The organism is Clostridium sp. cel8 (assembly GCF_014050525.1).
Classification (GTDB): domain Bacteria; phylum Bacillota; class Clostridia; order Clostridiales; family Clostridiaceae; genus Clostridium_B.
The window spans coordinates 1-15,326 of the sequence record NZ_JACGAG010000016.1 but is presented as its reverse complement, the minus strand read 5'-3'; the positions used below and the strand labels follow the sequence as shown (position 1 = coordinate 15,326).

The following is a 15,326-nucleotide window of genomic DNA, read 5'->3' as shown; positions in this document are numbered from 1 at the left end:
CTTATATCACCTCCATAAGTACTTTTGCCTTATTTAAAGATTCCTCATACTCAAGTTCTGGAACAGAATCATATACTATACCTCCTCCTGCTTGCATATAAGCATAACTATCTTTAAGAACAATTGTCCTTATTGCAATACATGTATCCATATCACCGCTGTATGAAAAATACCCTACTGCACCTGCATACAAAATCCTTTTTCGATTTTCAATTTCATCTATAATCTCCATTGCCCTTATTTTAGGTGCCCCTGATACTGTACCTGCAGGCAAACATGACACAAATGCGTCAAAGCTAGATACATTTTTTTTCAACTTTCCCGACACCTGAGATACTAAATGCATAATATGAGAATACTTTTGCACTTCCATAAATTTTGTAACTTTAACACTTCCAAATTCGCTAACTCTCCCAATGTCATTTCTTCCAAGATCTAAAAGCATAACATGTTCCGCTCTTTCTTTTTCATCACTTAAAAGCTCTTTTTCAAGTTTTTTATCTTCTTCTTCAGTTTTTCCCCTTCTTCTAGTACCTGCTATTGGATTTGTACTAACAATATCTCCATGTACACTTACAAGTCTTTCAGGAGATGAACCTATAACTTGGAAATTTTCAAAATCTATATAAAAAAGATAGGGAGATGGATTTTCAGATCTAAGTTTTCTATATATATCAAAAGCTTTCAACTCAGTTTTGCATTTAATTCTCTGTGATATAACAGTTTGAAATATATCGCCTTTTTTTATATACTCTTTAACCTTATCTACATTTTTACAAAATTCATCTTTACTATAATTTGAAGAAAACTCTTTTGTTGTAGAATAATTAGGAATATTGTGAATACTTGATTTATTAGCTATCTGTTTTCCTAGATCTTTAAGATAACTTAAAACACCTTCATAATCCATATTCTCATTTGGAAACACATTATAGACTAGCATTATATTCTGCTTTACATGGTCATAACATATAAAACTTTTGTAAAACATAAAATAAGCTTCTGGTATATTTAACTCATCTGTATTTTCATCACTTATTCTTTCATATTGTTTTATTACATCATACCCGGCATATCCAATAGCACCTCCTGAAAAAGGTATCTTCAACATATCATTACTATAATTTATATTCATAAAATCTTTTATAAAATCAATGATCTTTCCCTCTTTGCTATAACTTGAATCTTTACTTTCTACATATATATGATTTTTAAAACTCTTCACTTTCATATATGGATTTGATGCTATAAAAGAATATCTTCCCTTTTCCATTTCAAACTTAGCACTTTCAAGTATTACTTTATTTTCACATTCTAAATTATAAAATATATTTATAGGTGTAATTTCATCTCCATTTATTTCATAAGTTACTGGGAAAATTACATTTTTGCCTTTAAGCTGTCTAAACTTATTTTCATCCAAATTCATATATTTTATCCTCCCTAATATTTTTATGTAAAATAAAAAACACCTCATCCCTAAATGGGACGAAATGTATAACTTCGCGGTACCACCCATGTTAATTTTATATTTAGATTAAAAAAGCATTTCTTCTTTTTAGGAAGAAATGCGCTACTTTCTAAGCCACCTAAATAATAAAATTCACTTTAAAAGTACGGAGAAAATTCTCGATACTCTGTCTTTTTTAACGGCAGACATCCCGGCTACAGCTACTATAATTCACCTTGCTTCTCACAGATCCATTCAATATCAATCAAAGTATCTGGATTCCACCACCCCAGACTCTCTTTAACCCGATTACAATACCTACTACTTCTGCTCTTAGAATTTGATTTCCTTAACTTGTTGTTTTTAATTTTAAATCCATTTATTAAATTTGTCAATAGTAATTTGGATATTTTATTATTTAATGTAAATAAAACTTATATTTACTACCCCTTTGGTTTAAATATAAGAGATGCTATAAATCCAAAAATTATAGCTGCTGATATACCTGCACTAGTCACTTCAAAAGTTCCTGTAAGCACCCCTATTATTCCATATTTATCAGCTTCCATAAGTGCACCTTTTACAAGTGCATTTCCAAAACTACTTATTGGAACTGATGCACCAGCACCAGCAAATTTTATAAGAGGTTCATATAAGCCTAGCCCTCCAAGTATAGCTCCTGTAACTACAAAAGTTGTCATAGTATGAGCTGGAGTCAATTTGAAAATATCCATCATTATCTGTCCTAGAACGCATATTCCTCCTCCTACTAAAAAGGCCCAAATAAACTTTTCCAAACAAATACACCTTCTTTTACAATTAATATATTAAAATATAAGTAATCTTATTTTTCTATTGAAACAGCACAGGCAATACTAGGTATACTCTCCTTTTGTTGATATGACATTGGAGACATTAATGCACCCGTTGCAACTATAAGCATTTTATTTATTTTATTTTTCTCCATTTCCTTTAAAAAGTGACCATAGGTAGCTACTGCAGAACATCCACAACCACTTCCACCTGAAAACACAGGTTGATCATCATTATATATTATCATTCCACAGTCATTAAAAACTCCTGGTTTAAACTCAAAGCCATCTTTTTTTAGAAGTTCCTCTGAAATTTTATGACCTATCTTTCCCAAGTCACCTGTTGCAACAATATCATAATATGAAGGATCTCTATTTAACTCTTTAAAGTGCGTTTCAATTGTATCTACCGCTGCTTTTGCCATAGCTTCCCCCATATTAAATGGATCAGATATTCCCATATCAATTGCCTTTCCTACAGTTGCTGCAGTTATCTTAGGACCATCTCCATGCTTCCCAAGTATTACTGCACCTGAACCTGTTACAGTCCACTGTGCAGTAGGTGGTTTTTGGCTACCATATTCTGTTGGATATCTAAATTGTTTTTCTGCTGCAGCATTATGACTTGCTGTTCCTGTAAGAACATAATTTGCTGAACCACTATCTATAAGTAAAGATGCAAGTGTCAACCCCTCCATGGAACTTGAACAAGCACCAAATATACCTAAAAATGGGATTGCAAGAGCTCTAGCAGCAAAGCAACTAGTTGTTATCTGATTCATTAAGTCACCGCTTATAAAAAAGTTTATATCTTCCTTGTTCAATTTTGATTTGTTTATAGCTAAATTACTCGCCTCTTCTAAAAGCTTTTCTTCAGCCTTTTCAAAACTATTCTGCCCAAGCCATATATCCTCAAAAATTTTGTCAAAGTCATCTGATATAGCTCCCTTTCCTTCAAAAGGCCCACCTACAGCTGCATGTGATATTATAACGGGCTTTGATTTAAAAATTAAAGATTGTCTTCCAACAAGCATTTTATATCATGCCTCCTAACCATTTAATTATCATAGTAATTATTCCTACTACAAAGGCAGAAAACACACCAAATGTTATAACAGAACCTGCAATCTTAAACATATTTCCACCAACTCCAAGAACATATCCCTCCGTCCTATGTTCTATAGCAGATGAGGCAATAGAATTAGCAAAGCCCGTAATTGGAACTGAAGTACCTGCACCTGCCCATTGAGCAATATGATCAAATACACCAAGTCCAGTAAGAATTGTAGCTATTATTATAAGTATAGCCGAAGCTGGATTTCCTGCTGTTTCCTCTGTAAAATTGAAATACTTTATAAACATAAATTGAAGTGCCTGATCAAATACACATATAGAACCACCTACTAAAAATGCTCTTACACAATTTCTAAAAGCCTTTCTCTTTGGAACCTTTGCATCTGCAAATTCTTGATACTTTTTTTGTTCTGAATTTAAATCTTTATTTGAAGCCATATAATCTGCCCTCCTTACAAAAATATATAAATTATAATTTTATTTTCTTAATAATTCATGAATAGTTTAACCATATATGATATAATTATTACTCTAATACAAATCATCAAAAAACAAATTAAAAGAACCCATATAAAATTTTATATGAGTTCTTTTAATATTTAATTATTAATTAGAGGTAAATATTTATTTTTTATTAAAAATATAAGCTAATTCAACTATATTATTCGCATACCTTTCCAGGATTTAATATATTTTTAGGATCAAAAGCCAATTTTATATTTCTCATAAGTTGTATATAATCATCTCCATATTGATGGAACATATATTTTTTCTTTGCATAACCTATACCATGTTCACCAGAAACAAGTCCATCTAGTTCTTCAGATTTTTTATACAATGCATTGAATACATCATTTAATTTTTTCTCCCAATCTTCTTTTGAAAGATCATCCCTTAGAATATATACATGGATATTTCCATCTCCTGCATGTCCAAAGCTTCTTATTCTTATATTAAATTTCTTTTCAGCTTCAATAGTAAATTTAACAAACTCTGCAACCTTGTTTCTTGGTACAACAACATCACACTCATCCATTTCTGTAGTACTTGCCTTAACAGCTTCAAGAAAAGCTCCCCTTGCAGACCAAACTGATTCTTTTCGCTCATCTGTATCAGAAATATACACATCAAGTGCTCCTTCTTTAAGACATATATCAGCTACTTTCTCATAATCTTCTTCTATCTGTTCTTTGCTATTGCCATCAAATGTAAGAAGAAGGTATGCGTCTGAAGAGTTATCTGGGAACTTCTTCCCTAAAAATTCTTCTGATGCAAGTATAACTTCTCTTTGCATAAACTCTATTGCAGTTGGTATCGATTTTGATTTTATTATTTTAGGTACTGTACTTATAGCTTTATCCAAATTAGGAAATGGTATAAGAAGACTAATTGATTTCTTTGGTAGTGGAATAAGTTTCAATATTATCTTTGTTATTATTCCAAGGGTTCCCTCAGAACCGCATATTAAATCTTTTATACTGTAACCTGAACTATTTTTTACTACCTTTCCTCCTACATTTATAATATTACCATTTGGCAATACTACTTCAAGTCCTCTTATATAGTCCCTTGTAACTCCGTATTTAACAGCTCTCATTCCACCTGCATTTGTACTTACATTTCCTCCTATTGTAGCAGACTTCTCACCTGGATCTGGTGGATAAAATAAATCGTGCTCTTCTACAAATTTACCTATATCCATAAGCAAAACTCCAGGTTCTAATGTAAGTGTCAAATTTTCCTCATCTAATTCAAGTATATTGTTCATCTTACTTAGATTTATCATTATTCCGCCTTCCATTGGAACTGATGATCCAACAAGTCCTGTTCCTGAACCTCTTGCTACTACTGGAATGTTGTTTTTATATGCATATGCCATTATTTTTGAAACTTCTTCAGCACTTAAAACTTCTACCATAGCATCTGGATATTTGCTAACTCCACCTAATTCGTCGTGGCTGTAATCATCATTTATATCTTCTCCAGTAAATACCCTATCTTCTCCAAGTAAATCTACTAAGAACTTTACATCATTTTCATCTAATTTTTTATATTTTGTAGTATATGTTAATTCCATATTTCTCCCTCCAAAATCAAATTTTAAATTGTCTTGTGAAACTCTACATCACTTTACATTCAACATCTGAACCATTTTTTATATTTTCAATAACTCTAGGTATTATTTCATATATATCTCCTACAATACCATAGTGAGCTACATTAAATATAGATGCTTTTGGATCTTTATTTATTGCAATTATAGTATCAGAATTATTCATACCAGCTACAAATTGAACTGAACCAGATATTCCACAAGTTATTATAAGCTTTGGTTTAACTGTTCTTCCGCTTAGTCCTATTTGTTTTTTAGGATCCGCCCATCCTGCTTCAATAAGTGGTCTTGTTGTAGCTACTTGAGCTCCAAGTAAATCTGCAAGTTCATGTATCATAGCCATGTCGGCTTCATTTTTAACTCCTCTACCTGCAGCAACTATTATATCAGCTTCAGATATATCTTCTTCAACTACTTTTTTAGTTACCTTTAATACATTTATACCAGACTTAAATTTATTTCTGTCCATCTGTACTATATTTATCTTTCCTGAAGTTTCATCTGTTCTAGATGGTGCATTCATAACTTTATATCTTACAGTAGCAAGTTGTGGTCTATGATTTGGATTCAATATTCTTGCCATTATATTACCACCAAATGCTGGTCTTATTTGAACAAGGTCAGTATTTTCTTTCATATCAAGTATTGTACAGTCAGCTGTAAGTCCAGTTCTAAATCTAGCTGCAACTCTAGGCGCAAGCGATCTTCCAATAGTTGTTGCTCCAAATAAAAATGTTCCAGGTTTAACTTTATTTATAAAATCTTCTATAGCAGCTGTATATGGTTCAATTCTAAAATCCTTTAGTTCTTCATAATCATATACAAAAGCTTCATCTATTCCATAATGAAGTAACTCTTTAGATTTTTCTTTTATATTGTATCCTACAAATACTGCATATACTGGTTGTTTTATTTTTCCTGCAAGTTCTCTTGCCTTACCTATAAGCTCATAGGTAACTGGATGAATATTTCCCTCTACATGGTCTACATATACTGCAACACCTTTCCAAAGACTTTTATCTATTTTTTTAACTTCATCTTCTACAAATTCCATTACTCCCTTAGGGCCTTTTTTAACACACAATTTGCACATTTTACAAGCCGCATTTATTTCAATTTTTCCATCTTTCTCCTCCATAGCTCCAAAAGGACATATATCAAGCAATTCTTTTATAACTTCAGGATTTACTTTATCATTATGAACTACTAATCTACCCATTTTTAATTCCTCCTACATATTTAAAAATAAATTATTTTATCTAATAAATTTATATCTATAATAATTTCTAAATAAACTTTAATTCCTTAAGTTTTTCAGTAAGCCTCTCTGAAAGTTCTTCTCCTGTACCTTCCCACATTTCCTTATCTGTATTTACTTCTGGTGGAAATATCTTTTCAACCTGAGTTGGAGAACCATTTAATCCATATTTATTTTCATCTTTATCATCAAAATCTTTAAGACTTAAAATTCCAACTTTTCTATCCTTTGTAGCCAACTTCTTTTTATAAGATGGAAGCCTTGGCTGGAATATGTCCTTATCTACTGTCAAAAGACAAGGAAATTTTATATCTGCAACTTCTATAGTATTTGGCATATCCATTTTTACTACCATTGAATCACTTTTTACTTCTTCTATGCTTACTACATTTGCAATATGTGGAACTTGAAGATATTCTGCTATTTCAGGTCCTACCTGTGCTGTATCACCATCAGTTGTCTGCTTTCCACACAATATTAAATCTACATGTCCCATCTTTTTTATACCCTGGGATATTGTGTAGGAAGTTGCAAGTACATCTGCTCCTGCAAACTTTCTATCTGATATAAGAGTTCCTTCATCAGCCCCCATCATATAAGCTTCTTTTATAACTTCAGTAGCTTGTGGTGGTCCCATACTTATTACTTTTATAACTCCACCATATTTTTCTTTAAGTCTAAGTGCTGTTTCAAGTGCAAATAAATCATATGGATTCATTTTTGAATCTATTCCATCTCTTTTTAATACTCCTGTTACAGGATCAACTTCAACTTTTGATGTTCCAGGAACTTGTTTTATACATACTAATATATCCATTTAAACTACCTCCAAAATTTATATTTATCTATTTAATTTTAAAATTTCATCTTAGTTAATTTACAATTACAGCTACCCCATCTGGTATAACTGCTACCTTTGCATCTCTACCTACAATATCGTAGGCCATATTAAGTGCTTCATCAAATGTGTATGCATGTTTCATGTGAATATTCTTTATAATTTCTGGACTACACATATCAGTTACCATAATTACAGTATGCTTATCTAATATCCTTGCAAGTATCTGGGACTCCCATTGATCAGGAGATGTTTCATTTCTTGGAACTTTCAAAACGTTTTCTAAATATTCCTTCGGAGTCTTTACATTTGCAAGATTATTATAAAATCCCTCTCCACCATGTCCATCATTGCATGCAGCCACCATTATTATTACTCCACCGTCTCTACATGTAGCCTCTGCAGCTGTCATTCCTTTAACTGATTGATATATATTTTGATCTAGTGGATATCCTCCATTAGTTGATACTACTATGTCTGCATCTACTTTATTAACTTTAGACAGATCCATTACAAATTTACATCCATCTTCATGCGCTAACTTACTATGTCCTGCAAAAGCATTTATTATCTTCTTGTCACTATCTATAACTACATTTATTATAAATGCCAGATTTGCTTTTTCTGCTGCATAAAGCATATCTTTGTGAATAGGATTTCCCTTTAATATTCCAGTTCTAGAATATGGACTTGCTATAAATTCTGAACAGTGGTTTGCCATAACTGTTTTTGCAGAAGCTATACCAGGAAGTATACTCTTTCTTCCTCCTGAAAATCCAGCAAAGAAGTGTGATTCTATAAATCCTTCTGCAATTAAAAGTTCAGTTTCTACTGCAACTTTATTAATTATAAGTTCACCACCAGATGGAAGTGTTCCTATTTTTACAAGACTTTTCTCATCCCGTGAATCATGTACGATTATATTTTCATTTTTAACTATTTCTTCTCCAAATTTATCTATTAATTCCTCTCTAGTTGAAGCTCTGTGAAATCCTGTTGCAATTAATATTTTTATATCAATTTGTGGATTTACTTTCCTTATTCTCCTTAAAAGTATAGGCATTATTATCTTACTTGGTACAGGCCTTGTATGATCACTACTTATTATAACCATATTCTTTTTTCCCTGTACAAGTTCCTCTAGTTTTGGAGATCCTATTGGATTGTCCAACGCTTTTTCAACTATTTCCTCTTGAGAAAGTTCAGTTTTATATTTTCCTGCTTTAGACTCAAGTACACAGGCTAAATTTTTATCATCTATTTCAATATCAATCATTTTTCTACCATAAGGTAGTTTCATTTTGGCCATAATAAATTCACTCCCTTTAAAATTATTTTATTAATATATATTTTATTTAAGCTTAGTTAGAAACCAAATATTGGCCCTGCAAAGTAAGCTATAGATCCCAAAACGATTACATAAACTATACAAAATTTCAATGTGGCACTAAGTATTTTACCTTCTTGTCCAACAAGTCCTGTAGCCGCTGTTGCAACTGCTATACTTTGTGGAGATATCATCTTTCCTGCTGTGGCACCACCTGTATTTGCTGCAGCAAGCCAAAATTCATTCAAATTCAAAGACCTTGCTACTTGAACTTGAAGTCCTCCAAATAATACATTTGATGATGTGTCACTACCTGTTACAAATGTTCCAAGTGCACCTATTATTGGAGCAATCAGTGGATAAAAACCTCCTGTTATTATAACGAGTATTTCTGAAATAGATTTTATCATGCCACTGTAACCCATTACTTTTGCAAGTGCAACTATTGAAATTGTAGTAATTGCTGGCTTATACATCTGTTTAAATGTATTACCTAAAACTCCTGCTATTTCACCAAACTTAGCACCTTGAATAAGTCCTCCAATAAATGTAGCTACTATAATTAATGTACCTGGAGTAGATACCCAATTAAATGTATATGGTTTGGCTCCTGGCCCAGTATAAATAGGTACTGATGTTTTTACTGAAGATAACAATTTATTTATTGGTGGGAAAAGTGCACTACTTAATATTACAAATGCAAATACCAGTATAAAAGGAAGCCATGCTAAAAATCCTTTCTTAAAAGATATGTGTTCAGCATCTTTTGCAGCAGTATCTTTATAAAATATCTTAGCCACAGCTACAGTAACTATCATACAAACTACAGATCCAAGTATTGCAGGAAGTTCAGCTCCAAGATATTTTGCTGCTAAAACTTCAGGAATTGCAAAAGAAATACCTGACGCAAGAGCTATTCCCCAAAATCCTTTTATTGCTTTTACGCTTTTACCAGTAAGCATTACAAGTACAATAGGCACAATTATAATTAAAACTGCAAGTTGAAGACCAACTGCATAACTCAATTGCCCAACATCTATATTGGCAACCTTTGCAAGAGTAGTTACTGGTATACCTATTGCTCCAAAAGCCGTAGGAGTTGTATTTGCAATCAAACATATTATTGCTGCAAATATTGGATCAAATCCGAGTCCTGCAAGTATACTGGCAGGTATAGCAACTGCAGTTCCAAAACCGGCTATAGCCTCCATAAATCCTCCAAAAGCCCAAGCTAAAATAAGTACTAATATTCTTTGATCAGTAGTAATGCTTGTCATCATTTTCTTTATTACATCCATGCTCTTTGTGTATACAGAAAGATTATAAGTAAATACAGCAGCAACTATTACAATCATTATTGGCCATATAGCTAAAGCAGTACCTTCTAAAGTGGCAGTTATAGCATCAAACATTGGCATTTTCCACACAATTACTGCAAGTATTATAGTAATAAGCAATGTAAATGGACAAGTTTTATGACCTGGCATCTTTAAAGCACTTAATGAAATCATAAGCCAAACTATAGGTATAAGTGCTATAAGGAAAAGCAAATACATATTCATATTATTCCTCCCAATAACTAGTATTATAATATTATGGTATTATGGTAATACCACTTTTTAATTTAAGTTTATCATAATCTTACTAGCATTTCTACAATTGTTATCAAGTTAACAATGTTTTCATATTGTAATATAAATATGTAATTATTGTTATATTAAGGTTTATATAGATTTTATCTCCTAATTATTTTTTTGTTTTTTTTTAATCTATATATAATTAATTATAATTATTGTTAATTAAATAACTTTTATATTTTTTCATTTTTTGAAGGAACTAATATGTATTGATTTATACCTTAAATTCAATATTGGTATTATGGTATTACCAGTTTCTAAATATAATATAACACATATAAATTCAAATTGCCAGTATAGTTACAAAAGTAACATAAAAAATTTAAATTTACATTAGCAGATTATTATTTAAAACTGTTATTATTTGAAAATATCCATAAATCAACTTGAAATTAATATGAGAATTCCTATGATAGTAGATTTGTAGATTTACAATTGATATGAATTATTAAATAAGACTGATTTATACAAATAAATCCACGTCGTAAATTTATTTGTATAAACGAATATATGTTCTGTAAAAATGTTATAAAATTAACATCCTCATCTATTTCTTTTTATGTATTCATTTGTAAAATCAAGATGTTTTCTCATTTCAAGAGATGCTCTTTCTGCATCTCCATCTCTTATGGCTTTATATATGAGTTCATGCTGATTTGCAAGAACTATTAAGTTATTCTCATCTACAAGTATCTTTTTCCTTGCATCTTTTAAAAACGCATCCATAAGAGATGACATTGCATTTAATATATTTATTATCAATAGATTATCTGCAGCTTTAGCTATTTTATAGTGAAATTCCTTGTCATATTTTACATTTTTATTTTCATCTTTGCATACTTTAAATAAGTCAGCTATTCTTTTTAGATCTTCAAGCTCATCTTCATTTATTCTCCTAACTGCAAGTGCTACAGTTTCAATTTCTATTATTTTTCTTACCTCCAATATTTCCTCTGGGTTACTTTCTTGCAACATAAACATTATAGAAATTGGCTCTAGTAGAGTATTTTCAAAATTTTGTTTTATAAAGTTTCCTTCCCCTTGCCTACACTCTACAAGTCCCATAATTTGAAGTGATCTTATAGCTTCTCTTACAGAAGTTCTACTCACCTCTAAATTATCAACTAATTCTCTTTCGGAGGGCAATTTATCACCTTTTTTCAAGCTTCCATCAATGACCATTTGCTTTATTTGATCTATAACCTGTTCATATACTTTTGTACTCTTTATTGGATGAAAAATCATAATACTCTCTCCTCTTTTGAAACTATTTTTTAAAAACTTTTTTCCACATAGCACACATATAAAATAAACTGACAACATCCTGTTCATTATATAGAAGTATCTTTTTTTTCTTTTCTTCAGGCATTCTATCTATATACTTACTATCCTTTACTATTTTACTAAATGTCTTGGCCAAATTAGATCCACTTATAACATCACTATTTCTTTCTATTTTAAATTCCTTTTCAAGAGCTTTAAGCCCTATAGAATTGTGTATTTCCTTTTCATATTGCTTTTGAAGATCAATATGAGTAAAATGTTGACTTATGTCAAATTTCAAATTGTATTTTTTAAGTAAATAATTTATTACAGTAAAATCATTGTTACCTGAAAATGTTACAATATATTTTTTCCCTCTATCATACATATCTTGAAAGTAATCTTGAGCCATTTTTACTATATCTTTAGCATCTTTTTTTCCCTCTATCATGTATTGAGTAACTTTCAACATTTCCTCATTCCAATCATAAAAACAACATCCAAAAACACCTATACAAATTGGTTTTTTGTATATATAGTGTTCTAAATCAAAAAATAGTGCATTTTTTAATATGGAAACACCTTTATCCATCTTTAATTCATTATTGCAATTTGGTCTTTTAACAGATATTTCATTACGTCTATCTATCACCTTATCACTCTTTTCTACATCTTTTAATGCATACATTAACATTATAACATTTTAGATATATAGTTAACATAATCTAGTTAAATTTTCTAAACAATTTCTATACATGTTGGGTCCAAACTATATATCATATCTTTTCTTTCAACTATTATTTTTATTTTATATTTCAACTTTTCATTTTCCACAGCTTCTTTTACAAGTTCTCTAGTTGGATTTACACAAGTTGGATTTCCAACTAATTTTAACATTTCAAAATCTCCTGCAGTATCACCATAGCTATAACTCTTTTCCAAATCTATATCATATTTTTTAACAAACATCTGTATTGCTTTTCTTTTGCTTAAGCTGTCCCACATTGGTATTACTTCACCTGTATATATGTTGTTTTCATCCATTATATATTTTGCTCCAATATAATCATCAAATCCATATTTCTTAGACATTTCTCTAACAAGTTCTATAGGGCTTCCGGAAACAGTTATTATCCTATGTCCATTTTTTCTATGCCACTTAATTCTATCTCTAGTGTATGTGTACACTCTATCACCCTTTTGAGATATAACTTTTCTAGCTATAAATTCTATTTGACACCTATGAAGTCCCTTTATTGCCTCTATATATATATCTGCCATTTTAAGTAGATAGTTATCATAGTTTCCCTGCCTTTTATCCCACTTTTCATACTCTGGCTTAACTTCTTTATACCATCTGTCTGGAGTGATTATTTCATACTTAACTAACTTTTTAAAGACTTCAGTCATAAGTCCTTCTCTGTATAGAGTACCATCTATATCAAAAAACGCTGCTATACTCACTTTTATCCCCCTCTTTCCTATTATAAATAATTCTTTTAATATTATTTTACATGTATTTTAACACAAATAATACACTATTAAAAATAAAAATAACCTTAGGAAAATTAAATATCCTAAGGCAAGTAATTTATTTATTCAATTTTTTGTATAAAAAGTTTCCAATTGTCTGAATAAGTTGAACAAATATTATAAGTATTATTACAGTATATACCATTATCTTTGTTTCAAATCTATAGTATCCATAATTTATAGCTACTTGTCCAAGTCCTCCAGCTCCAATTGCACCTGCTATTGCGGAACATCCTACTATACTTATTGTAGTAAGTGTAATACCAAGTACTATAGATGGAAGTGCTTCTTTAATCATTACTTTAAATATTATCTGGATGTTACTTGCACCAAATGATTTTGCAGCTTCTATTACACCTGGATCTACCTCTTTAAGAGAAGATTCAATTACTCTTGCAGCAAAAGGAGCTGATGCTATTGTAATTGGAACAATTGCCGCTGTAGTACCTATAGCTTTTCCAACAATTAATCTTGTAAGTGGAAAAATTGCTATCATAAGTATTATAAAAGGGAATGATCTTAAAACATTCACTATCACGTCAAATATTTTATATATAACTCTATTTGGTTTTAATCCATGTTTGTCTGTTACTATTAGTAAAATAGCTGGTATAAATCCTATAATTACAGATAGAAAAGTTGATACAAATACCATATAAATAGTTTCACCAATAGCTGGTAGAAGTATTTGATTAAACAATTCAATAAAGGTCATTTTATTCCACCTCCCAATTTATGTGTCTTGAAGAAAGATAGTTGCATATAACTTCTTTATCCTCTTCATTTATATTTATAACAAGACTTCCAAGAACATCATTTCTAAACCTTTCAAGTTTCCCCCATACTATAGAAAATCTTATGCCTAAGTCTATTGCCATAGATGTTATTAAGTTTCCCTGACTTATTTCTTTTGGGAAAAATATTCTTAAATTCACTCCACTATCAGGAATCATGGTATCTGATCCCAACAATTTTTTCAAATTCTTTCCAGGTCTTAAAAATACATCTTCTACATTTCCAGTTTTCTTTATTTCTCCATCGTCTATAATTGCAACTTTACTGCATATTTCCTTTATAACTTCCATCTGATGAGTGACAATAACTATAGTTATGTTAAATTCTTTATTTATCTTTTTTAAAAGTTCAAGTATAGACATTGTAGTCTTTGGATCAAGTGCAGAAGTAGCTTCATCACAAAGTAGTATACTAGGATTCATTGCAAGCGCTCTTGCAATTGCAACTCTCTGTTTTTGTCCACCACTTAGTCTTCTTGGCATACTATTTGCTTTATCTTGTAGCCCAACAATATTTAACAAATCATTAACTCTCTTTTTTATTTCTTTTTTATCTACTTTCCACACTTCAAGAGGAAGAGCTACATTATCATATACAGTTTTTCTATTAAGTAAATTAAAATTTTGAAATATCATGCCTAAATTTTTTCTAAATGATCTAATTTCCCTGTTACTTAAATCTTTAACTTCCTTATTCATTACTTTTATACTTCCAGTATCATAAGTTTCAAGTCCATTTAAGCATCTTAAAAGTGTGGATTTGCCAGCTCCACTATGACCTACTATACCAAATATCTCTCCTTTATCTATATGTAAATTTATATCTTTAAGCACATATTTATCTCCAAAACTTTTTCCTACTCCATTAATATCTATCAAAATATATTTTCCTCCCTATTAAACATTAATTAAACTTCCAAAAATAAAAATCTGAGGAAAACCTCAGACATAATTTGATAAAATCATCTCATCTTTCAGCTTTCGCTGCAGGAATTAGCACCATTGTACAATAACTGTACTGGTTGCCGGATTTCAAAGGGCCCGTTCCCTCCATCTCTCTAAATAAGTTTAATTTTATATTGAATTTGTTCAGCTTATTATATCAATTTAAAGACATTATGTCAACATATTATCAATTTTCCTCATAAATTTTATGATTGAAAGATGATAATGTCCTAGTATAAGAAAGATGAAAATGTCCCAAATAAATAAAATTTATATTATAAT

Annotated in this window: 14 protein-coding genes, 1 riboswitch and 1 other annotated feature; all 14 genes read right to left on the bottom strand. The window is 30.5% G+C overall.

From position 1 onward, the window contains the following. Position 1: 1 nt before the first annotated feature. The 14 genes from trpE to H2684_RS11405 all read right to left on the bottom strand — a co-directional run bounded on the left by trpE (position 2) and on the right by H2684_RS11405 (position 14,978). Positions 2-1,429: an anthranilate synthase component I gene (gene trpE / locus H2684_RS11470; RefSeq protein ID WP_182089540.1), complete on the bottom strand. Its 1,428-nt coding sequence runs from the start codon at positions 1,427-1,429 to the stop codon at positions 2-4. Between the two features lie 52 nt (positions 1,430-1,481). After that, positions 1,482-1,794, bottom strand: a binding site (T-box leader). Positions 1,795-1,893: 99 nt separating this feature from the next. After that, complete coding sequence (spoVAE, locus tag H2684_RS11465) at positions 1,894-2,247, bottom strand: stage V sporulation protein AE (protein ID WP_182089539.1); 354 nt, start codon at positions 2,245-2,247, stop codon at positions 1,894-1,896. Positions 2,248-2,294: 47 nt separating this feature from the next. Further along, entirely contained in the window at positions 2,295-3,296 is a 1,002-nt protein-coding gene (spoVAD, locus tag H2684_RS11460; protein WP_182089538.1) for a stage V sporulation protein AD, read from the bottom strand. Position 3,297: 1 nt separating this feature from the next. Further along, complete coding sequence (gene spoVAC, locus H2684_RS11455) at positions 3,298-3,774, bottom strand: stage V sporulation protein AC (RefSeq protein ID WP_182089537.1); 477 nt, start codon at positions 3,772-3,774, stop codon at positions 3,298-3,300. 223 nt (positions 3,775-3,997) lie between these two features. Next, positions 3,998-5,413, bottom strand: coding sequence for an FAD-linked oxidase C-terminal domain-containing protein (locus H2684_RS11450; protein ID WP_182089536.1), 1,416 nt, complete (start codon positions 5,411-5,413; stop codon positions 3,998-4,000). 43 nt (positions 5,414-5,456) lie between these two features. Beyond that, positions 5,457-6,668 (bottom strand): electron transfer flavoprotein subunit alpha/FixB family protein, encoded by a 1,212-nt coding sequence (locus H2684_RS11445; protein WP_182089535.1) that lies wholly within the window; start codon positions 6,666-6,668, stop codon positions 5,457-5,459. 67 nt (positions 6,669-6,735) lie between these two features. Then, the gene (locus H2684_RS11440; protein WP_182089534.1) at positions 6,736-7,524 is read right to left on the bottom strand and encodes an electron transfer flavoprotein subunit beta/FixA family protein; all 789 of its coding nucleotides are present in this window, start codon (positions 7,522-7,524) and stop codon (positions 6,736-6,738) included. Positions 7,525-7,579: 55 nt separating this feature from the next. Continuing rightward, on the bottom strand, positions 7,580-8,854 hold the full coding sequence (gene larA, locus H2684_RS11435) for a nickel-dependent lactate racemase (protein WP_182089533.1): 1,275 nt from the start codon (positions 8,852-8,854) through the stop codon (positions 7,580-7,582). 56 nt (positions 8,855-8,910) lie between these two features. Then, positions 8,911-10,434, bottom strand: coding sequence for an L-lactate permease (locus tag H2684_RS11430; protein WP_182089532.1), 1,524 nt, complete (start codon positions 10,432-10,434; stop codon positions 8,911-8,913). Positions 10,435-11,052: 618 nt separating this feature from the next. Next, on the bottom strand, positions 11,053-11,751 hold the full coding sequence (locus H2684_RS11425) for a FadR/GntR family transcriptional regulator (protein WP_182089576.1): 699 nt from the start codon (positions 11,749-11,751) through the stop codon (positions 11,053-11,055). 25 nt (positions 11,752-11,776) lie between these two features. After that, positions 11,777-12,424: a ribonuclease H-like domain-containing protein gene (locus H2684_RS11420; RefSeq protein WP_182089575.1), complete on the bottom strand. Its 648-nt coding sequence runs from the start codon at positions 12,422-12,424 to the stop codon at positions 11,777-11,779. 86 nt (positions 12,425-12,510) lie between these two features. Then, on the bottom strand, positions 12,511-13,236 hold the full coding sequence (locus tag H2684_RS11415; RefSeq protein WP_182089531.1) for an HAD-IB family hydrolase: 726 nt from the start codon (positions 13,234-13,236) through the stop codon (positions 12,511-12,513). 127 nt (positions 13,237-13,363) lie between these two features. Next, the gene (locus H2684_RS11410; RefSeq protein WP_182089530.1) at positions 13,364-14,020 is read right to left on the bottom strand and encodes a methionine ABC transporter permease; all 657 of its coding nucleotides are present in this window, start codon (positions 14,018-14,020) and stop codon (positions 13,364-13,366) included. Position 14,021: 1 nt separating this feature from the next. Further along, complete coding sequence (locus H2684_RS11405; protein WP_182089529.1) at positions 14,022-14,978, bottom strand: methionine ABC transporter ATP-binding protein; 957 nt, start codon at positions 14,976-14,978, stop codon at positions 14,022-14,024. A gap of 85 nt (positions 14,979-15,063) precedes the next feature. Next, positions 15,064-15,168, bottom strand: a riboswitch (SAM riboswitch). Between the last annotated feature and the right edge of the window lie 158 nt (positions 15,169-15,326).